The 19,109-nt window shown below is 64.0% G+C and carries 18 protein-coding genes; 8 read left to right on the forward strand and 10 right to left on the reverse strand.

What is annotated here, in order from left to right; genetic code table 11:
• Positions 1-6 precede the first annotated feature (6 nt).
• Positions 7-1,398, forward strand: coding sequence for a sigma-54 dependent transcriptional regulator (locus QCE69_RS23730; protein WP_309923599.1), 1,392 nt, complete (start codon positions 7-9; stop codon positions 1,396-1,398).
• Between the two features lie 132 nt (positions 1,399-1,530).
• On the opposite strand, the gene QCE69_RS23735 is transcribed toward QCE69_RS23730, so the two are convergent.
• From QCE69_RS23735 to QCE69_RS23765, 7 genes are all read right to left on the reverse strand, one after another.
• A complete protein-coding gene (locus QCE69_RS23735) occupies positions 1,531-2,403 on the reverse strand; it encodes an EAL domain-containing protein (protein ID WP_309933335.1) in 873 nt (290 codons plus the stop codon).
• 305 nt (positions 2,404-2,708) lie between these two features.
• A complete protein-coding gene (locus tag QCE69_RS23740) occupies positions 2,709-3,665 on the reverse strand; it encodes a spore coat protein U domain-containing protein (protein ID WP_309923603.1) in 957 nt (318 codons plus the stop codon).
• Positions 3,662-6,133, reverse strand: a complete 2,472-nt coding sequence (locus tag QCE69_RS23745) for a fimbria/pilus outer membrane usher protein (RefSeq protein ID WP_309933336.1) — start codon at positions 6,131-6,133, stop codon at positions 3,662-3,664. Before QCE69_RS23745 ends, QCE69_RS23740 begins: the two co-directional genes overlap by 4 nt.
• Before the next feature lie 61 nt (positions 6,134-6,194).
• Complete coding sequence (locus QCE69_RS23750) at positions 6,195-6,974, reverse strand: molecular chaperone (protein WP_309933339.1); 780 nt, start codon at positions 6,972-6,974, stop codon at positions 6,195-6,197.
• Between the two features lie 2 nt (positions 6,975-6,976).
• Complete coding sequence (locus QCE69_RS23755) at positions 6,977-7,486, reverse strand: spore coat U domain-containing protein (protein WP_309815740.1); 510 nt, start codon at positions 7,484-7,486, stop codon at positions 6,977-6,979.
• A 176-nt stretch (positions 7,487-7,662) separates the two neighbouring features.
• The gene (locus tag QCE69_RS23760; RefSeq protein WP_309933340.1) at positions 7,663-7,950 is read right to left on the reverse strand and encodes a hypothetical protein; all 288 of its coding nucleotides are present in this window, start codon (positions 7,948-7,950) and stop codon (positions 7,663-7,665) included.
• 124 nt (positions 7,951-8,074) lie between these two features.
• Positions 8,075-9,196, reverse strand: coding sequence for a sn-glycerol-3-phosphate ABC transporter ATP-binding protein UgpC (locus tag QCE69_RS23765; protein WP_309923611.1), 1,122 nt, complete (start codon positions 9,194-9,196; stop codon positions 8,075-8,077).
• Positions 9,197-9,453: 257 nt separating this feature from the next.
• Here QCE69_RS23765 and QCE69_RS23770 point away from each other — a divergent pair, with 257 nt between their 5' ends.
• Genes QCE69_RS23770 through QCE69_RS23795 form a run of 6 tightly spaced genes read left to right on the forward strand, consistent with a single transcriptional unit; the run spans position 9,454 to position 15,503 of the window.
• Positions 9,454-10,824, forward strand: a complete 1,371-nt coding sequence (locus QCE69_RS23770; RefSeq protein ID WP_309923613.1) for a sugar ABC transporter substrate-binding protein — start codon at positions 9,454-9,456, stop codon at positions 10,822-10,824.
• Between the two features lie 28 nt (positions 10,825-10,852).
• The gene (locus QCE69_RS23775) at positions 10,853-11,782 is read left to right on the forward strand and encodes a sugar ABC transporter permease (protein WP_309923615.1); all 930 of its coding nucleotides are present in this window, start codon (positions 10,853-10,855) and stop codon (positions 11,780-11,782) included.
• A complete protein-coding gene (locus QCE69_RS23780) occupies positions 11,779-12,660 on the forward strand; it encodes a carbohydrate ABC transporter permease (protein WP_309923618.1) in 882 nt (293 codons plus the stop codon). The genes QCE69_RS23775 and QCE69_RS23780 overlap by 4 nt, the downstream gene beginning before the upstream one ends.
• 34 nt (positions 12,661-12,694) lie before the next feature.
• On the forward strand, positions 12,695-13,675 hold the full coding sequence (locus QCE69_RS23785) for a sugar-binding transcriptional regulator (protein WP_309815754.1): 981 nt from the start codon (positions 12,695-12,697) through the stop codon (positions 13,673-13,675).
• Positions 13,676-13,685: 10 nt separating this feature from the next.
• Positions 13,686-14,435 (forward strand): SDR family oxidoreductase, encoded by a 750-nt coding sequence (locus tag QCE69_RS23790; protein ID WP_309933341.1) that lies wholly within the window; start codon positions 13,686-13,688, stop codon positions 14,433-14,435.
• Positions 14,436-14,465: 30 nt separating this feature from the next.
• Positions 14,466-15,503, forward strand: coding sequence for an NAD(P)-dependent alcohol dehydrogenase (locus QCE69_RS23795; RefSeq protein ID WP_309933342.1), 1,038 nt, complete (start codon positions 14,466-14,468; stop codon positions 15,501-15,503).
• A 17-nt stretch (positions 15,504-15,520) separates the two neighbouring features.
• On the opposite strand, the gene QCE69_RS23800 is transcribed toward QCE69_RS23795, so the two are convergent.
• On the reverse strand, positions 15,521-15,886 hold the full coding sequence (locus QCE69_RS23800) for a VOC family protein (protein ID WP_309923624.1): 366 nt from the start codon (positions 15,884-15,886) through the stop codon (positions 15,521-15,523).
• A 94-nt stretch (positions 15,887-15,980) separates the two neighbouring features.
• Here QCE69_RS23800 and QCE69_RS23805 point away from each other — a divergent pair, with 94 nt between their 5' ends.
• Positions 15,981-16,769 (forward strand): aspartyl/asparaginyl beta-hydroxylase domain-containing protein, encoded by a 789-nt coding sequence (locus QCE69_RS23805; protein ID WP_309933343.1) that lies wholly within the window; start codon positions 15,981-15,983, stop codon positions 16,767-16,769.
• 5 nt (positions 16,770-16,774) lie between these two features.
• Here QCE69_RS23805 and QCE69_RS23810 read toward each other — a convergent pair whose 3' ends face one another.
• Positions 16,775-17,899, reverse strand: coding sequence for a VIT1/CCC1 family protein (locus QCE69_RS23810; RefSeq protein WP_309933344.1), 1,125 nt, complete (start codon positions 17,897-17,899; stop codon positions 16,775-16,777).
• A gap of 118 nt (positions 17,900-18,017) precedes the next feature.
• Positions 18,018-19,022: a zinc-dependent alcohol dehydrogenase family protein gene (locus QCE69_RS23815; RefSeq protein WP_309933345.1), complete on the reverse strand. Its 1,005-nt coding sequence runs from the start codon at positions 19,020-19,022 to the stop codon at positions 18,018-18,020.
• Positions 19,023-19,109: the final 87 nt, after the last annotated feature.

The raw sequence follows: 19,109 nt of genomic DNA on the forward strand, positions 1-19,109 counted from the left end.
ATCGACATGAGACAGAACACCAGAATCGACGGCCTCGACATTCACGTATGGGAGGGCAAGGCCGACATCGTCGAGCGCGTGGTGCGCGCGATGTCCGGCCAGGACGTCGACGTGCTGCGCGCCGACGGCACCGCCATCAGCGCGCCCCGCGACGCCGAGCGTCCCGCTCTCGCGATCATCAGCGTGAGCGTGATCGACCACGGCGCGTTCGTGCTGCGCGACTGGGAGGCGCGGCATACGATGCCGGTCGTGTGGGTCGGCGCGGCGCCGCGCGAGCGCGATCCGTCGGTGTTCCCCGCCGACTATTCGCACATCCTGCCGCTCGACTTCACCGGCGCGGAACTGCGCGCAATGGTCTGCAAGCTCGCGCGGCAACTGCGTGCGCATGGCGAGGATACGCAGGCGTCGGAGGATCTGATCGCGCATGCGGACTGCATGAAGGCGCTGCTGCATGAAGTCGATACCTTCGCCGATTGCGACACCAGCGTGCTGGTGCATGGCGAGACCGGCGTCGGCAAGGAACGCATCGCGCAGTTGCTGCACGAGAAGCACTCGCGCTACGGCGAAGGGCCGTTCGTGCCGGTGAATTGCGGCGCGATTCCGGACGGGCTGTTCGAGTCGCTGTTCTTCGGTCATGCGAAGGGTTCCTTCACGGGCGCGGTGATGGCGCACAAGGGCTATTTCGAACAGGCCAACGGCGGCACGCTGTTCCTCGACGAAATCGGCGATCTGCCGCTTTATCAGCAGGTCAAACTGTTGCGCGTGCTGGAAGACCAGGCGGTCACGCGACTCGGCTCGGCGACGCCGTTGCGCCTCGAATTCAGGCTGATTGCGGCGAGCAACAAGTGCCTGCCGCAGCTCGTGAAGGACGGTGTCTTTCGCGCCGACCTGTATTACCGGCTGGCGGTGATCGAGCTCAAGATTCCGTCGCTGGAGGAACGCGGCGCGCCCGACAAGATCGCGCTGTTCAAGGCTTTCGTCAGCGAAGTGATCGGCAAGGACAAGCTCGATACCTTGCCGGACCTGCCTTACTGGCTCGCGGACGCGGTCGCCGACATCTACTTCCCCGGCAACGTGCGCGAACTGCGCAACCTGGCGGAACGGGTCGGTGTCACCGTGCGACAGCTCGGCGGCTGGGACGAGTCGCGCGTGAAACGCCTGCTGGTGCTGGCGCGCAACCAGCAGCAACCGTCGGCGGGAGAAGGCGCAACCGACCTGCTCGTTGATCGCAGCAAGTGGGACATGAACGAGCGCAACCGGGTGATCGCCGCGCTCGATGCGAACGGCTGGCGCCGGCAGGATACCGCGCAGCATCTCGGCATCAGCCGCAAGGTGTTGTGGGAGAAGATGCGCAAGTTCCAGATCTTCGACGAGGAACCTGAAACCCGGCCGATGTAGCGCCGCGTCGCCGCATGCAAATTGCGGCGCACCAAAAAAAACGCCGGCGCACGCATGCGCCGGCGAAGTTCTGGCTTTACGAGGGCTGCCAGAAGCTCTTGGGAAACGGGTTCTAACTGCTGTACCTCGTTTTCATGCCGCGTTTGCAATGCGCATGGCGTGGCCAGCTTCGCGTCGTTTCGCGGGCGCTTTCGCCGTGCGCACGCCGGGCACCTGGTCGATGCCGAACGCCGGGCGCGCCAGGAAGAAGCCTTGCGCAAGCACATGCGGCCATTGCGCGAGCCACTGCGCCTGCGCGGCGGTCTCAACGCCTTCGACGACGATCGACACCTTGAGCCGCGTCAGCAGCGCGAGCACTGCCGAGAACACCGTGCAGGCATTCGGGCAGCTCGGCGCTTCGGCGAGCAGTTCCTTCGCGATCTTCACCGTGCCGAATTCGATCGGGCCGAGCGCCGCGAGACAGGCGTAACCGGTGCCGAAATCGTCCATCGAAATATTGACGCCCTTGTTGCGGAAGCAGCGCACGAGCTTCTTCATGCCCGGAAAACGCGCGAGATCCTCGCTTTCCGACAGCTCCAGTTCGAGGCACTCCGGCGCGACGCCATGCGCGCGGCAGATGCTGTCCATGCGCTCGGCAAAACCGGGCAACGCCGCGATGGACGGCGGCACGTTCACTGCCACCGGATAGTGCGCGCCGCCGGCGGCGCGCCACGCGGCCATGTCGGCGGCCACGCGGTCCATCACGAACCAGGTGAGTTCGAGCATCACATCGGCGTCCTTGAACGCCGCGCAAAATGCGCCTGGCAGCTGCAGTCCGAACTCCGGATGACGCCAGCGAATCAGCGCTTCCATCTGCGCGAGTTCGCCGCTGTCCACCCGATAGATTCCCTGATAGGCGATGCAGAACTCACCAGCCCGCAGGCCCTGGAGTACGCGATGCCTCAATGCATGATCTGAGTCCGGCGCGGCGATCGCTGCGGGCGAGCCGTCTGTCGTTCTTTTCATGCTGATTCCATCCCTCCCCGTTGGTCACGCAAGGAATTGCAGGAGTCGTGCCAGTTGTGCGGGCCAGAGGTGATGTCTCGCGAATTTTCCGCGTGTTACGGCTGGATAACGTTTGCGGCGGTGTTTCGTCCTACGGAAGGCCCGGTGGAGTATGAAACGGATGCTTCAGTTACGTAACGTCCCGCCCGTGTTACGCCGCTCGGGGCGGAAAACCTCGCTGGCCGGGACTTCGCGCTTTTGCCGGACCTTTTGCAAGTTGTACGAGCCATGCGTTGAACTTTTGTAATCCGGACGCGTGGCAGAGTTCAATACGTGATGGTCGCGATGATCGTATCGGTATAAGTGCCCGCGCTCGGCGTGGTTTGCGGCGGCACTCGGCCGTAGACGGTAATGGACTGATTCGAGCCCGTGCCGGTGCCGCTCGCGATGCTCGTGCCGTTCGTGCCGTCGCCCCAAGGGAACGTGAGCGCGGCATTGGTGTAGAGCTGGTAGCGGACCTGCTCGCTTCCTCCGCCTTTCGTCATGCGCCGGTCCGCGACGCTCGCGCCGCTGCCGCTGCCCGCCGAGAGTGTGATCGAGTAAGGGTCCTGGTTGGTGCACGTGACGCTCAGCGTGCCGCTCGCGGTGAGCGCGCCGTTCAGCACGCCCGCCGCGCCGAAATTGATGTTGGTCGCGGAAAGGGAGCAGTCGTTGATGACCGTCGCCGATACGGCGAACGAAAGCGGCGTGGAGTTCGCGGTGACCGTCGAGCAGCTGGGCGGCACCAGGACATACGCCTGATAGTTCATTTCCGCCTGTGCCGTGCCGCTGAACAGCGACAGATAGCTTCCTGCAACTACCGTGTTCTGTCCCGCGCCAACCCGGCCATAGATGGTGATGCTCCGGCTCACCGAGGACTGGCCGATCGGAAAGGTCAGGTCCACGGCGACCGGGTCGAAGGACGACCCGCGTGATCCCCAGACCGTGGTCAGCGCGGCATCGGTAAGAAGCTGGTACGTCAGCGTATTCGCGCCGCTGGTGAGCACGCGAGGCAAGATCGTCGAGCCGCCGCTGCCCGTGCCGAAGCCGATGCACACGCGCACCGGCGGATTCAGCGCCGCCGGCGTGCAGGTCAGATTTACCGTGCCCGTCGCCCGCACGTCCGTCGAGGTGGCCGGCGTCACCGTGCCGAAGTTCACACCCGACACCGTCGCGCTGCACACCTGCGCCTGCGCCGTGGCGCTCAGCAGCAGGAACGCGAAGAACAGCACGATGCGCTTCATGGCGCCGCCGTTCCGCAGGTGAACGGGCCGAGCGTCGGCAGAGCATGGGCTTGCGCCTCGTAGGGCACCTGTAGTTCGCAGTGCTTGCCCGCCGGCGCCGCGTCGATCGTATTCGTTTGCGCGAGGTCGTCCACGAAGGCGAGGCCGTCGTAACCCACGATGTACTGCTTGCCGGTCTCGCGATGCGTGATCTGCGTTCCCACGGGCAAGGGCTGGCCGTTCGCACTCAGAAGGAGCAGCCGCGCGCCATGGAAGCCTTGCAGCGGGAAACGCGCGAGCACGCCCGCGCGCGCCTGCGGGGCGAGATTCAGCTGCGTGGTGGCGACGGCGGTATCGGCGGGAAGGCCGAGCGGATCAATGGCGAGATGGTTCGCCTGGTAGGAAACCAGGTCCGGCACCAGCAGATGCCCCGCCGAATTGGTCCTGCCGATTTCGCGATTTTCATGCAGCACGGGCACGCCCGCCACGCCGTCCGTCGAGACGAGCGCGAAGGCGTCGTCGATACGGCGGCCCGCGAGCACGTCGCCGGCCATCAGGACGATGGAGCCGGATGCGTCCAGTTCGCCATAAGTGCGTGAATCGACATTCGCGACGGACGCCAGCACATCGCCGTATCGGCCGCGATAGGTGCCCTGCGCGAGCGACTGCTGGATGCCGTTCTGGCGCGCGGTCTGGACCTGCCAGCCGAAGCCGCCGCCGTAATCGGCCGTCTTCGACACCGCCGCGCCGAAGATCGGCTTGCCGTGATCCGTGCCGGCATTGACGCTGCCGTTCAGCGCGCCGCCGAGCACGAAACTCAGCGCCACGAAGACGCCGGTCGTGCGGGTGTCGCCGAAGTCGTGATAGACGCTCGCGGACAGCGACGCGCCGCGCGGCAGACTGGTCGTATAAGCCAGCGAGCCGATGCGCGAATCGCCGTAATACGGATCGTCCAGGCCGACGAAGCTCGCGCTCGCCGTGCTCGACGAACCGAGCGCGCGCAGCGGTGCGGCGAGCGTCGCGCGATAGGTCGCGCGCGGCACGGGCGTGCCTTCGGCGGCGGCCAGGTCGCTGTAGTGCGGCGTGGCCCGCTGCGCCTGCAAGTCGATGGAAATGGCCGGCGTGCGCCATTGCCAGCCCGCCGCGATCTGGAAGCCGCTGCCGCCGGTCGGGGCTTGCTGCGGAATTGCCGTGGCTTGCGGGGCAATCGACGAGAAGCCGTTGTAGTAGCCGGCCGGATAAACATAGCGCGGCGCCGGATTCTCGCCGCCGTTGCCCGCGCTGCCCGCCACCGCCACATTCAACACGCCCCACTGGCCGATGCCGAACAGCATGCCGATGCCCGCGTTATAGACGCCGCGCGTGATTTCGCTGTGCGCTTCGAGCGTGAATTCGTCGGTGATGCCGCGCCGCAGCGACGCCGACAGCGACGGCTCGCCGGCGTAGTCGAATGACTCGAGCGAATAGGCGCGCCGCACGAAGCCCGCTTCCACCGAAAAATCCGTGAGGCCGCGCGCGAGCAGGCGGGCGTCGATGTAGAGCGGCACCGTGGTCATCACGCTGCGCCCGAGCGTATCGCGGCTCACGATGACGGCTTCGCCCGCGCCGTTGATCGCGGGCACCGCATTGATGACGAACGGTCCCGAAGGCGCATTGCCGCTGAACTGGCGCACGTTGTTCACATACAGGTCGACCGCGCTCGGCACGGCCGCCGAGCCGGCCAGCGCGGGCACCGGATAGGTGATCAGGTCCGGCCGCAGCGAGAAGTCGCGCGACACCTGCGCGCCGCCCATGCGCACCGGCCGCGTCCACGTGAGCGAAGACGAGATGGTGTCGCCGAGACGCGTGGTCACGAGCGTGTCGGTATTCGAATGGGTCCACGAGGTATCGAGCCGCACGTAGCGATGCCGGTCCTCATACCAGTACGCAGTGCCCGTGTTGTCGAACACGCCGCCCGGATAGAAGAAGCGCTGCTCGCTGAAGAGGCCGTATTGCGTCGGCGAGTTGGTCTGCACCGTCGCGTCGTAGTTGATGACGAGGCCGGTGCCGGTGGCGGCCGTCGGCGGGCGCGCGGGCGTGTTGGCGAGCGCGGCCGGCAGACGGCGGGAATCGTTGGTTTCCAGGTTGATGCGCTGCCGCTCCGGCTGGTACGTGTAGCGCAGGCCGGGCACGAAGCCGAGTCCGACGCGGCCCTGGGCGTCGGGACGCAGGTCGTCGGTGCGCAAGCCGAGGTCGCGTAGCTCGTTGATCGTCGTGTAGATCATCGTGTCGGTGATGAAGAACTGCGCGATCTTCTGCGTCGACACGCCGTTGATGGCCACTTCGAGATACAGCTCGCCCGTGGCGCCGCCGCCCGCAACGGGGAAGCCGCCGCGCAAGGCGGCAAGCGTCGCGGGCAGGTCGCCGGCGGCGAGCGTCGCCGGCACGTCATCGGCGCGCGCCGGCACGCAGGTCGAAGTGAATACGCAGACCGGCAGCACCCAGCGCATGCGCCTGAAGGCATGCCTGCGAGTGTGGCACGAGTGCCGGTGGGGCGAGCGCATCCACGGGTCACTGATCAGGTTGCGGTCCGACGACGCTCACGGGCATCGTCACCGGTTCGCCGTTCACGAGCGCCTTGAGCGTCGCCGAGGTCACGCCCGAAGGTGCGCCCTGCACCGGCCAGCGGCGCGCCGCGTGCGGCAGGGCGTATCCAAGGAGGCCGGGGGACACCTGGGTCGAATGGCCATTGGGCCAGTCGAGGTGGACGCGGCTCAGTTGCGCATGGAGATCCGTGTGGTTCGCCGCGCGCAGCATCAGGGTGTCGTGGCCGTCCGGCGCTTCAGTGCGTTCGAGCGACAGCGCAAGTGCAGGCACCTGGTCCTCCTTGGCGCCGACGAACACCGGCACCGAATAACGCAACTGCATGCGTACGCCGGTCGAGGAGGCGGCCTGGCCGTTCGGCAATTCGTCGATCAGCAGCCGATAGGCTTCCTCGCGGACCAGCGGGGTCGTGCTGACGCGCAAGATGCGAACGGTCTGATCGCCACCCGGCGCGACATTGACGATAGGCGGACTCGCGACGATGGCAGAAGTGCGGTCCAGATGATCTGCATCGATCGTTTGCGTCCATGCGAACACACGCACCTGCGCGTAGAGCGGCACGGTGCCGTCGTTATGCAGCGTGAGGGCGGCGGCGGGTTTCTCGGCGGACAGGTCCAGCCGGATCGGCGAAACCTGAAGCGCGGCGCCCCACGCGCTGCCCAGCTGCGAGAGCGTGAGCAGCGCGAACGAGTACAGCAGCCCCCGCCTCACCCGGCGGAGGACTCGACCTGCCTTCGGATCACGCATACCTAAAACGTGATGGTCGCGGTGACCGTCGACGTATAGGTACCCGCTGCCGGAGTGGTCTGCGGCGCGACGCGGCCGTACACCGTCAGCGTCTGTGCCGCACCGTTGCCGGTGCCCGCCACCGTGTCCGTGGCGACCGTTTGCCCCCAGATCAGCGTGCGGGCGGCGTCGCGATAGAGCTGATAGGCGACGGTCGGAACCGGTGTGCCCGTTCCGCCCAGCAAGCGGGCGGGGATGGTTGAGCCGGCGACCGAGCCTGCGTCGAGCCCGACGTTATAGGCCGCGCCGTTCGAACACGTGACCGACAACGTGGTGGTCTGGTCAATGTTCGCGGCAATGACGCCTGAAGTACCGAAGTTCAGCGGATTCGCTGTGATGTTGCAGTCGTTCTGCAACGTCAGGGAGACCACGAAAGTGGTGGTCTTGGTAGCGGCTCGCGCTCCGAAGGGAATAAGGGGCCCCGTGGCTAACGCGAGTGAAATGAATGAAACCGCAATCGAGTGGCGACGCATTCTTCACCTCAGAATATTTTTTTATTGATATGTCCGTGTTCGACAACGTTTGCGCCGTTAGCGCAAAAGCGGTCTACACCTCGGTGGACGTTTCCATTCTTGTTCAATCTTCACACCGAAGACGTAACCGTTTGTAACGAAAGCAACAGATTAACGGAATGCTGCAACGCACTCTTTTAAAAGGCGATTTCTACAACGGCTTTGTTTCGTGTTTGTGTTTTGTCAGCTTCGGCGACCTGGAAATCGGCGAAATATTGTCCGGTAAGGACGCGATATTGCCCCGCTGCCGAGCAGGCGACGGCGGGCCGACGGGCGTCGGTATCGAGGGTGCAGACTTCGTAGATGGTCAGCGAAACAGCGAGCTCGGCGCTGGTCGCGGCGAGCGTGGAGGGCGCCGCTCCGAACACGAGCAACAGGGTGAGCACCGCGGCCGACGCCGCGAGCGAGCGAATTCGAGATGCCATGGAGTTCACGAGACACGAGGTGAAGTCGGCCGCGAAGCAGGACGGCCGAGTGCGCCAGTCGGCGCGTGTTCTCGTTTACGGCAAATCCTCCATTAACTTGACGAAACGCAGCCGTTTCGGCGTGTCAGGCCGTGGCCGTCTGCGCCACCGGCCGCATGCGTTCGAGCGCGCTGCCGTCTTCACGGAACAGATGCACGTGACGAATGCTGAAGCCCGCGTTGAGACGCTGGCCTTCCACGGCGCTCGACTCGCCCGAGCCTTTCACCTGGATCACGAGACCGTTGGCCAGACGCAGATGCAGCAGCGTCTCGCCGCCGAGATGCTCGATCACCATGACCTCGCCGGTCAGGCCGCTGTCGATGTCGCCGCCGCATGACTCGATGAAATGTTCCGGCCGGATGCCGAGCGTCAGCGTCTCGCCTGCCTCGAGCGCGCCGGCGGCAAAGGGCAGCGTGAGCGCCTCGCCGCCCGGCAGCTCGATGGTGACGCCCAGATGGTCCGCGCGCATGACGCGCACGTCCATGAAGTTCATTTTCGGAGAGCCGATGAAGCCGGCGACGAAGCGGTTATGCGGCGTGCGATACAACTCGAGCGGCGAACCGATCTGCTCCACGCGTCCGTGATTCAGCACGACGATGCGATCCGCCATGGTCATGGCTTCGGTCTGATCGTGCGTGACGTAGATCATCGTTGCGTTCAGTTGCTTGTGCAACTTGATGAGCTCGAGGCGCATCTGCACGCGCAGCGCGGCATCAAGATTCGAGAGCGGTTCGTCGAACAGGAAGACCTTCGGCTCGCGCACGATGGAACGCCCGATCGCCACGCGCTGGCGCTGTCCACCGGACAGCGCGCGCGGCCGCCGTTCGAGCAGCTGGCCGATTTGCAGGATTTCCGCCGCGCGCTGCACGCGTTCCTTGATCTGCGCTTCGGGCAGCTTCAGCATGCGCAGCCCGAATGCGATGTTCTCGTACACCGACATGTGCGGATAGAGCGCATACGACTGGAACACCATGGCGACGCCGCGCTGCGACGGTTCGAGTTCGGTGACGTCTTCGCCGCCTATCAGGACTTGCCCGGAGTCACAGCGTTCGAGACCGGCGATGGTGCGCAGCAAGGTGGACTTGCCGCAACCCGAAGGGCCGACGAAGACCATGAACTCCCGGTCCGTGACTTCGATCTCCACGCCCTTCAGCACGTCCACGCCGCCGAAGGTCTTGCGGATCTGCTGCAAATGAACTGCGCTCATGCGTTGTCTCCAGTGTGCTGCTGCGGCAGCGCAGCATCGGATGCATCGGCGATTTTTGTTCTTGACAACCTGTTCGGGCCAAAATATACAATTGTAAAACCGAAATTACAAGTGAAACGGAGCGTATGATCTGAAGCCGAACGAGGCTTCGTAACAGGCTCGTTGCACGCTCGTTGCACGTCTGGGCGCGCAGCAAAGAAGCACGAACGAACTGAACCCGACCGCATACCCGCTCGATAAAAACCAAGGAGACAGGCATGAAGAAGCGCTTCATCCCGGCCACGCAATTCGGCCCGATCAAACACATCGCGGCAGTGGCGCTACTGGCGGCAAGCGCGGCGTTCGCGGCATCGAATGCGCAAGCCTGGACCTTGAAGGAAGCCGCCCAGCCCTACTCGGGCACCACGATCAAGGCCATCTTCCTGGACCGTCCCGGCTACAAGGCCGCGCAACAGCTCATTCCGCAGTTCGAGAAAGAAACGGGGATCAAGGTGCGCTGGGAAGTCATTCCTTACGAGAACACGCGCGAGAAGGAAGTGCTGAACTTCGTCGGCGGCGGAGATCAGGACATCGTGCTCGTGGACGTGGTGTGGATCGGCGAATTCGCGAGCAACAAGTGGCTCGTGCCCATCAAGAAGTTCACCGACGACCCCAAGCTCGCGGATCCGAACCTGAACCTGAAGGGCTTCTTTCCCATCCTGCTCGATTCGTTCGGGTCGTGGGACAAGGTCACCTACGGCCTGCCGTTCGATAACTACTCGGGCCTGATGTTCTACAACAAGTGCATGTTGAAGGACGCGGGTTTCGACGCACCGCCCAAGACCTGGGACGAACTCCTCAACGTCTATGCGCCGAAGCTCACGAAGGGCGACAAGTTCGCCTTCGCGCTGCAATCGAGGCGTGGCGAAACGCAGTCGGCGGACAGCTTCATGCGCGTGCTGTGGCCCAACGGCGGCTCGCTGCTCGATGCGAAATTCAAGTCGAACCTGATGTCGCCGCAATCGCAGGCGGGCCTCGAATACCGGCAGAAGCTGATGAAATACATGCCGCCGGGCATCGTCGACTTCGATCACGCGGAAGCGGTGAACGCGCTTGCGCAAGGGCAGGTCGCGATGATCACCGAATGGTCCGCGTTCTATCCCACGCTGACCGATCCGAGCAAGTCGAAGCTCGGCAACTGTCTCGCCATTACCACCGAGCCGAAGGGCCCGGCGGGTCTGAAGCCCGCGCTCGGCGGCTTCTCGCTCGCGGTGAACGCGAAGTCGAACGCGAAGAAGCAGGCGGCGTCCTGGCTCTTCATCCAGTGGATCACGTCGGAAGCCATGGCGAAGCCGTATCTCGATGCGGGCGGCGTGCCGGCGCGCATGGCGGTGTACGAGGACAAGGCCGTGCAGGACAAGTATCCGTTCGTCAAGCCGATGGTCGAATCGTGGCAGGGCGGCGTGCCGGATTACCGGCCGCGTTTCCCGGAATGGCCGGCGGTGTCGGAAGTCATCGGCGAATGGGGCAGCAAGATGATGCTGGGCCAAGTGACGGTGAAGGAGGGCGCGCAAACCATCGGTCAGAAGACCGAGGACATCCTCAAGAAAGCGGGCTATTACGACGGCAAGAAGCCCTTGCTGAAGTAACCCGTTCACAGGAACCGGAGGCGATCGAATGGCATCACCCGCACTGCACGCGAGAGGACCGCGCAAGCCCGCGCGCTATTTCGGCATCCTGCCGCGTTCGCCCGCCTTCTGGTTCCTGATTCCCGCCATCGCCGCGCTGGCGATCATTGGCATCTATCCGTTGCTGCTCGCGCTGTACAACTCGTTTCATCAGTACAAGCTCGCGGATCTGGGCTCGGGCACGCCCTTCATCGGGGTCGACAACTACATCGCCACGCTCACCGATCCGTCCTTCTGGGGCGCGCTCGGGCGCACCGCGCTGTTCCTGTGCGTGACCTTGCCGATCGAAGTCGCGCTCGGGCTGTTCGCGGCGCTCATGCTGCATCGGACCGAACTGCCGTGGATGCGCGCGGCGGCCCGCGTGAGCCTCGTAATTCCGATGGCAACCACCTACGCGGTGGTCGGGCTCATCGGGCGGCTGATCTTCAATCGCCAGTTCGGCGTGGCGAACTACCTGACGGGTCTGATCGGCATTCCGCCGCAGGACTGGCTCGCCGACCCGACGCTTGCCTTCGTCTCCGTGATGATCATGGATATCTGGCAATGGACGCCGTTCTGCGCGCTGATCCTGCTCGCGGGACTCTCCATGGTGCCGAAGGAAGCGGAAGAGGCGGCGCGTCTCGAGACGCCGAAGTGGAGCATGATCCTGTGGCACTTGCAGCGGCCTTATCTGCTGCCGGGTCTCACGGCCATCCTGATCCTGCGCTCCGCCGACATGTTGAAGATGTTCGACGCCGTCTTCACGATGACGCGCGGCGGACCCGGCGCCGCGACGGAGTTCATCAGCGTGTACATCCAGCGCGTGGGCTTCCGGCTGTTCGACCAGGGCATGGCGTCCGCGCAGGCCATCATCCTGCTGGTCCTGACCATCGTGCTGTCGCGTCTTTACATTCGTTTCGTGTATCGGGAGGCTGCGTGAGTTCATCTGTCCCGCAGGCGTCGAATGGCGCCCTGTCGTCACGCGCGAAACGCGCCCGCGCCGCGCGCAGGCGCGTCACCGTATGGCATTTCCTGGGCCTTCTGGTGGTGTTCCTGTCGTCGGTCTTTCCGTTCTACTGGATGGTCACGACGAGCCTGAAAAGCCAGGCCGATGCGCTCGCCTACCCGCCGAAGTGGCTCTTCTCGCCCACCTTGCATCACTACTCGGCGGCGCTGTTCGAACATGATGTCGCGGGCAGCCTGCTGAACTCGCTGATCATCGCGAGCAGCACCACCGTGCTCGCGATCCTGCTCGGCGCCCCCGCTGCCTACGCGCTGGCACGCTATGAATTTCGCGGCAAGGAGGACCTGTGGTTCTGGTTCATCTCGAACCGCATGGTGAGCCCCGTGGTGCTGGCCGTGCCGTTCTTCCTGATTGCGACGAAGCTCGAACTGGTGGATACCCATATCGTGCTGATCCTGCTTTACCTGACGTTCTCGTTGCCGATCGTCGTCTGGATCTGCACAGATCAGTTCCGCAACATCCCCATCGAACTCGACGAAGCCGCGCGTCTCGACGGCGCTTCACCCTGGCGCGTGTTCTGGCGCATCAACCTGCCGCTCGCGATGCCGGGCATCGTCGTCTCGGCAATCTTCGCGTTCATCTTCTCGTGGAACGACCTGCTGTATGCGCTCGTGCTGACACGCAGCGATGCCATTACGTCGCCGGTGGCGGCAACGAGCTACATGAGCGGCTATGAATTGCCGTGGGGCGAGATCATGGCGACCGGCACGCTGATCGTCCTGCCGATGGTGGTGTTCGCGCTGGCCGTGTCCGGCCGGCTGGTGCAAGGGCTCACGATGGGCGCGGTCAAATAGAATCACGGCGACCATCATTGAACACTGGAGCAACATGAGCAAGAGCGCACCGACCATCGCCGTGGCGGAAACCGACGAGGCCATCGATTCTGAAGAGGAATTGCAGGCGCGCGTCGCGTGGCATTACTACGTCGGCAACCTGACGCAGCAGGAGATCGCGCAGCGCATCGGCAGCAACCGCGTGCGCGTGAACCGGCTGCTGGCCGCGAGCCGCGAATCGGGTCTCGTGCAGATCACGATCAACAGCAAGATCGCGCCGTGTGTCGCGCTGGAAGAGGCGCTCGCCAAGCGCTTCGGACTGGAGTGCGCGGTCGTCGTGCCGACCGGCGCCGACACCGAAGCCAACAATGCGGCGCTCGGCATCGGCGCGGCGAACTATTTCTCCCGGCAGATCAGCGCGGGACAGACCATCGGGCTCGGCTGGGGCCGCACCATTCGCGCGGTGCTGCGCGCCATGCCGCAGCGCTCCTATGGCGCCATTTCGGCGGTGTCGCTGCAAGGCGGGCTGTCGCATTGCCCGAGCATCAATACCTTCGACATCGTCTCCGACTTCGCCAACATCTGCCGCGCGGACAGCTATCTGTTTGCCGCGCCAATCTATGTGAGCAGCCAGAAGGCACGCGACGTGATCCTGCAGGAAGAGACCGTGCGCGAAACCTATGAACTCGCGCGCAATGCCAGCCTCGCGTTGCTCACCGCAGGCGATCTCACCGAGTCGCTGGTCGTGACCTACGGCATCGACAACCCTGAGCAACTGCGCACGCTGCAGAAGGCTGGTGCGGTCGGCGACATGCTCGGGCACTTCATGGATGAAGACGGCGAGCTGATCGATCATCCGCTGAACCGGCGCACCGTTGCCATCACGCTGGAAGACCTGCGCAAGATCCGCCGCGTGGTGCTCGTGAGCGGCGGCAAGAAGAAGTTTCATGTGACGCGCGCGGCGTTGCGCGGACGCTATCCGTCCGTGCTCGTGACCGATGAAGAAACCGCACAGCGCCTGTGCGAGACACCTTGATACCTGACCCATGAGCTCGACCATCGACAGGAATCGCGAGTTTGCCGGCAAGACCGTGCTCGTCACGGGCGCGGGCAAGGGCATTGGTCATGCGACCGTGCATCTGCTGACGGAGCGCGGCGCGCGCGTGATCGCGCTGAGCCGCAGCCCCGCCGATCTCGATGCGCTGCGCAACGAGACCGGCTGCGAAACCATCGCCGTGGATCTCGCCGATGCCAACGCCACGCGCGAGGCCGCACGCAGCGCGCAGCCCGTGGACCTGCTGGTCAACAACGCGGGTCTCGCGGTGCTGCAGCCGTTCCTCGAAACGAGCGTCGAAGCCTTCGACCTGACGATGAACGTCAACCTGCGGGCCGCAATGATCGTCGCGCAGGAATGCGCGAAAAACATGATCGAGCGCGGCGTCGGCGGGTCGATCGTCAACGTGTCGAGTCTCTCGGCGAACGTGGGCTTTGCGTTGCATGCCGCGTATTGCGCATCGAAGGGCGGCATGGACGCGCTGACCCGCGTGATGGCCACCGAGCTCGGACCGCACGGCATTCGCGTGAACGCGGTGCTTCCCACGGTCACGATGACGCCGATGGGCGAACGCGCCTGGAGCGATCCCGCCAAGTCCGGCCCGATGCTGGCGCGCATCCCGATGAATCGCTTCGCGCAGCCGCTCGAAGTGGCGCGCACGATCGCTTATCTGCTCGGTGAGGATTCGAGCATGGTGAGCGGCGTGAGCCTGCTTGTCGATGGCGGATTCCAGGCCTGCTGATCCCGCTTGTTCAACATCAAAGGAAAGATGATGGAAGCACTGGTTCTCGAGGAAGCAAGGCGCATCAGTCTGCGCCCGTTCAGCCTGCCGCAAGTGGTGGGACCGCGCGATGTGCGCATCAAGATTCACACCGTGGGCATTTGCGGCAGCGACATCCATTACTACCAGCATGGGCGCATCGGGCCGTTCGTCGTCAATGAACCGATGGTGCTCGGGCACGAGGCTTCAGGGACCATCGTCGAAGTGGGCGAGGAGGTCACGCACCTGAAGACGGGCGACCGGGTGTGCATGGAGCCGGGCGTGCCCGACATGGAATCGCGCGCCTCGCGCGAGGGGCTGTATAACCTCGACCCGAAGGTGCGCTTCTGGGCCACGCCGCCGGTGCATGGCTGTCTCGCGCCCTATGTCGTGCATTCGGCGGCCTTCACCTACAAGCTGCCGGACAACGTGAGCTTCGCGGAGGGCGCGATCGTCGAACCGCTCTCTATCGGACTGCAAGCCGCGAAGAAGGCCGCGATCAAGCCGGGCGACGTCGCCGTGGTGCTCGGCGCGGGCACGATCGGCATGATGTGCGCGCTGGCCGCGCTCGCGGGCGGGTGCAGCCGCGCGATCGTCTGCGATCTGGTGCAGGAGAAGCTGGATCTGATCGGCGGCGTGCAGGGCGTGACGCCGGTGAATATTCGCGAACGCCGTGCGCTCGACGTGGTCAAGGAACTGACCGATGGCTGGGGCGCTGACATCGTGTTCGAGGCGAGCGGCAACGAGAAGGCCTTCGACGGCATCGTGGACCTGCTGTGTCCGGGCGGCTGTCTCGTGCTGGTCGGCATGCCGCAGCATGCCATTCCGCTCGATGTGGTCGCGGTGCAGATCAAGGAAGCGCGGATCGAATCGGTGTTCCGCTACGCCAATATCTTTCCGCGCGCCATTCAGTTGATTGCCTCCGGCAAGCTCGATGTCAAGCCGTTCATCTCGCGCACGTTCCCGTTTGCGGAAGGCATCAAGGCATTCGAGGAAGCGGCGAGCGGCGTGCCCACTGACGTGAAGGTGCAGATCGTTCTGGAAGAGTGATTCGCGGAGCGCCCGGGTCAGAACAGCGCCTCGGCGACGTGCCACAGCACGCCAGAAGGATCGAACACGAAGCCGACCTTCATTCCCCAGCTCTGCACCGCGGGCGGACGCGCGGGATTGACTGGAAAGCTTCCGCTCAGCGCGGCAGGGTTCGTGTCGCGCCACCAGGCATCGAGATCGCGCACGAGCATCTGCAACATGAAGTTCTCGGCCAGTTCCTTCACGTAGAAGTTCTGCAGGATGAAGCTGAAGCCTTCGGACTTCAGCATCGCGATGTTCTCGTCCTGATGCGTGATGCGAAAGCCGAGTGCTTCATAGAAGCGCTTGGACAACTCGAAGTCTTTAGCGGGAACGAAAGGGCGCAGCGAAAGAAGTTGGCTCATTCGGAAGGTCGGCGAAGTCAAAACGGCAGTGTACCGCGCGCGTCACTCGGTACTATGATGTAACGGTCACCGTCGATCATCGCCGAGGCCGAATGTGAAACGCAAGGATCTGCTCTACATACTTGTTCTGTCGATTCTTCTGTTTTTTGCGCCGGCCTTCTGCATAGCCTTTATTGCATGCGGATTCGCGGACTTCCAGCGCAGCCGGCAATTCAATCTCGCGAGCTGGCGTCGCTACTTTCTCGGCAATGGCCTGCTCACGTGGGTGCTGTCGCCCTTCAATCTTTTGGTGGATCTGATGTGCACGCGCAATCGCGGCATCTATGCGCTTGCGGATTTGCCCGAAGGGCATCAGGAAGAAATTCGTCACGTCATTGGCGCGTTCCGGAAAAACCTGCCTTATGTTCAGGCGCATCTTGCCGCGCAGATGCCCGACAAGCGCCGGGGCATGTGCTTCGCGCGTTGGTATGGCGTGCCGGTGGAAAGCTCGATCGACTTGCCTGAATTCAGCCGCAGCTTCAAGTATGTGCAGACCATCGGCATATCTGTGTTCAATGAGCGGCAAAGCACCTCGGTCCATTACGGGCCTTTGCGGCTCACGTTACGTTGCCTGTATAACCTGAATCCGGTGCAGGACGAGAACGTTTATATCAATGTGGCGGGGCATCGGCATTACTGGCATGACGAGCCGCTCTTCATCTTCGACGATACCCTCGTGCATCAATCCATCAACGATTCGGACCGCCTGCGCTATTGCATCTTTCTCGACGTGCTGCGGCCCACGCACTTCGGCCGGGTGCTGCATGCGCTCGTGACGGGCGTGCGTTTGAGCGTGATGTCGGTGCGACGCGTGTTCTATGCCAACTGGGAGATGATTCGCTGATTGAGTCACGACAGCGATACGCCGAGCAGCTTGCCCAGTCCATAGGTGCCGCCCGCCGCCACGAGTCCGATCAGCACTTGCCTTGCCGCTGAAAAAAGCGCGCTGCGTCCGTTGAACAGTGAAGTAAATACGCCGATGCCCGCCAGACCCAGCGCGCTCAATGCCATGCATTGCGCAATGCCGTTCGTGCCGCTCGACCAGAGAAAGGGCACCGCAGGAAACATCGCGCCGATGGCGAACAACGCAAACGACGCCAGCGCGGCCGTCCACGGATTGCCGCCGAGTTCGCGTGGATCGAGTCCCAGCTCTTCGCGTGTGAGGGTATCGAGCGCCTTGTCCTTGTCGAGCATGATCTGCGCGGCGACGCGGCGCGCTTCCGCTGGTTCAACGCCCTTAGCCTGATAGATGAGCGCGAGTTCGTGGCGCTCGGCGTCGGGCATGTGATCGAGTTCGTCTTTCTCTTTCGCGATCTGTGTGCGCGCCAGTTCCCGTGCGTTGGTGACGGACAGCCATTCGCCGAGCGCCATCGACGTCGCGCCGGCGATCAGGCCGGCGAACGCGGTGAGCAGGACGGCCCGGCTTCCGGCGCCGGCGCCCGCGACGCCCATGATGAGACAGAAGTTCGATACGAGGCCGTCGTTCGCGCCGAGCACGGCAGCGCGCAGGTTGTTGCCGGAGGCCACGCCGCGATGCCATGTTTCGGCTGCAGCAATCGCGCTGCCCTTGTCGAGTCCCTTGTTGCGGCTCACCACGTCCTGCACGATGTCCGCGTGATGGCGCTCTTCCATCGACATCTGCGCGGCATCGGGTTGTCCGGCGTACTTGTCGCGATCGGCCATCTCGTTCGCCGCGACTGAGCGGAGCACGAAGTCAGGTCCGAACACGCTGGCCAGCGTGCGCATGATGCGCGTTTTCAGGCTCAGGCGATGCTCACGAATGGGCACGCCATTCGCCTTGAGCTTCGCCGCCCAGATACTGGCGTGACGGCGCTCGGCGTCGGCCAGTTCGGCATAGACGCGCCGTTTGTCTTCTTGCGGTTCGGCTCGCGCCAGGGTGTCGTAGAGCGCGGCGCTGTCGAGTTCATCGGCGAGATTGGCCGTGAAGCGCCTGAGTTCAGCATGCGAAGCCATGAAATCACCTTGGATGTTTCGTCTTGTACCTCTCAGGGTAATGACGAAGCCGTTCGAGGTTGCCAATAGCCCCATAAGCCACGCTAAGTGCGAATGTCTTCGCGTCTCATCAAGCTGCTCAGGAACTCACTTGAGCATCCACGTCCACCACGATCTTTCCCTGCGCTGCACCGCTCAGAAAGGCTTCATACGCGGCTTCCGCGCCATGCAGATCGAAGCGGCGCGGGTCCACGCGCGGCGCGAGCCTGCCCGCTTCAGCGAGTCGCGCGGCTACACGCAGCATCTCACCGTGATGAGCGCGATGTTCTCCGGTCAATAGCGGATACAACGTGAACACGCCCGAATAGCTTGCTTCACGGAAGGACAGCGGAGCCAGCGCATGATTGCCCCATCCGAGTGCGCTGACGACATGGCCGAAGTGCCGGACCGCTGCGAAGGATGCGTCGAGCGAGGCGCCGCCGGCCGTGTCCACCACGACGTCGAAGCCGGCGCCTTGGGTATGTTCGGCGACGTAGTGTTCGGCGCTCACAGTCTTGTAATCGATCGGTGTGGCGCCCAGGCTTTCGATAAAGGCGTGATCCTTCCGGCTGGCCGTGGCAAACACCTGTGCGCCCAGAGCCCGGGCAAGTTGCACGGCGACGTGTCCCACGCCGCCGGCACCGCCCTGGACCAGCACGGTCTGTCCGGCCTGCACGCGCGCACGGTCCACGATGCCCGCATGAGCGGTGATGAAGGCGAGCGGCAGGGCGGCCGCATCGTGCAAGGAGAGATTCGCGGGCTTGTGGGCGAGCAGCGCGGCATCGACCGAGGCGTATTGCGCGAGCGAACCCTGTATGCCGCCGACGCCGCCGGTCATGCCATATACGGCATCGCCGGGTTTGAAGGCATCGACGCCGGGTCCGACTGCTTCGACGATGCCCGCCATGTCGATGCCCAGCACGAGCGGCAGCGGATGCCGTGCATGCTCTGCGGCGCCTGCACGAATCTTGGTATCGAGCGGATTGAGGCCGCTTGCGGCAATGCGCACAAGTACTTGCCCGGGGCCGGGTTCGGGACGAAGCATGTCGACGAGTTCGAGCGGGCCGTTGTGCCGGTTCAGAACGAGTGCGTGCATGGTGGGCATCGCGAGCTCCTTGAGAGGTTGAACGCTGGTTTCGTTGCGCTCATACTCAGTCATGCAGGCAAGCATGTAAATCCACAGATTCGCACG

Origin of the sequence: Caballeronia sp. LZ032 (assembly GCF_031451315.1) — a bacterium.
Classification (GTDB): domain Bacteria; phylum Pseudomonadota; class Gammaproteobacteria; order Burkholderiales; family Burkholderiaceae; genus Caballeronia.

What these genes read in the sequence shown, in the direction of transcription:
- QCE69_RS23730 (WP_309923599.1), top strand. Translation starts at nt 7, where the DNA reads ATGAGACAGAACACCAGAATCGACGGCCTCGACATTCACGTATGGGAG.
- QCE69_RS23735 (WP_309933335.1), bottom strand. Translation starts at nt 2,403, where the DNA reads ATGAAAAGAACGACAGACGGCTCGCCCGCAGCGATCGCCGCGCCGGAC.
- QCE69_RS23740 (WP_309923603.1), bottom strand. Translation starts at nt 3,665, where the DNA reads ATGAAGCGCATCGTGCTGTTCTTCGCGTTCCTGCTGCTGAGCGCCACG.
- QCE69_RS23745 (WP_309933336.1), bottom strand. Translation starts at nt 6,133, where the DNA reads ATGCGCTGGGTGCTGCCGGTCTGCGTATTCACTTCGACCTGCGTGCCG.
- QCE69_RS23750 (WP_309933339.1), bottom strand. Translation starts at nt 6,974, where the DNA reads ATGCGTGATCCGAAGGCAGGTCGAGTCCTCCGCCGGGTGAGGCGGGGG.
- QCE69_RS23755 (WP_309815740.1), bottom strand. Translation starts at nt 7,486, where the DNA reads ATGCGTCGCCACTCGATTGCGGTTTCATTCATTTCACTCGCGTTAGCC.
- QCE69_RS23760 (WP_309933340.1), bottom strand. Translation starts at nt 7,950, where the DNA reads ATGGCATCTCGAATTCGCTCGCTCGCGGCGTCGGCCGCGGTGCTCACC.
- QCE69_RS23765 (WP_309923611.1), bottom strand. Translation starts at nt 9,196, where the DNA reads ATGAGCGCAGTTCATTTGCAGCAGATCCGCAAGACCTTCGGCGGCGTG.
- QCE69_RS23770 (WP_309923613.1), top strand. Translation starts at nt 9,454, where the DNA reads ATGAAGAAGCGCTTCATCCCGGCCACGCAATTCGGCCCGATCAAACAC.
- QCE69_RS23775 (WP_309923615.1), top strand. Translation starts at nt 10,853, where the DNA reads ATGGCATCACCCGCACTGCACGCGAGAGGACCGCGCAAGCCCGCGCGC.
- QCE69_RS23785 (WP_309815754.1), top strand. Translation starts at nt 12,695, where the DNA reads ATGAGCAAGAGCGCACCGACCATCGCCGTGGCGGAAACCGACGAGGCC.
- QCE69_RS23790 (WP_309933341.1), top strand. Translation starts at nt 13,686, where the DNA reads ATGAGCTCGACCATCGACAGGAATCGCGAGTTTGCCGGCAAGACCGTG.
- QCE69_RS23795 (WP_309933342.1), top strand. Translation starts at nt 14,466, where the DNA reads ATGGAAGCACTGGTTCTCGAGGAAGCAAGGCGCATCAGTCTGCGCCCG.
- QCE69_RS23800 (WP_309923624.1), bottom strand. Translation starts at nt 15,886, where the DNA reads ATGAGCCAACTTCTTTCGCTGCGCCCTTTCGTTCCCGCTAAAGACTTC.
- QCE69_RS23810 (WP_309933344.1), bottom strand. Translation starts at nt 17,899, where the DNA reads ATGGCTTCGCATGCTGAACTCAGGCGCTTCACGGCCAATCTCGCCGAT.
- QCE69_RS23815 (WP_309933345.1), bottom strand. Translation starts at nt 19,022, where the DNA reads ATGCCCACCATGCACGCACTCGTTCTGAACCGGCACAACGGCCCGCTC.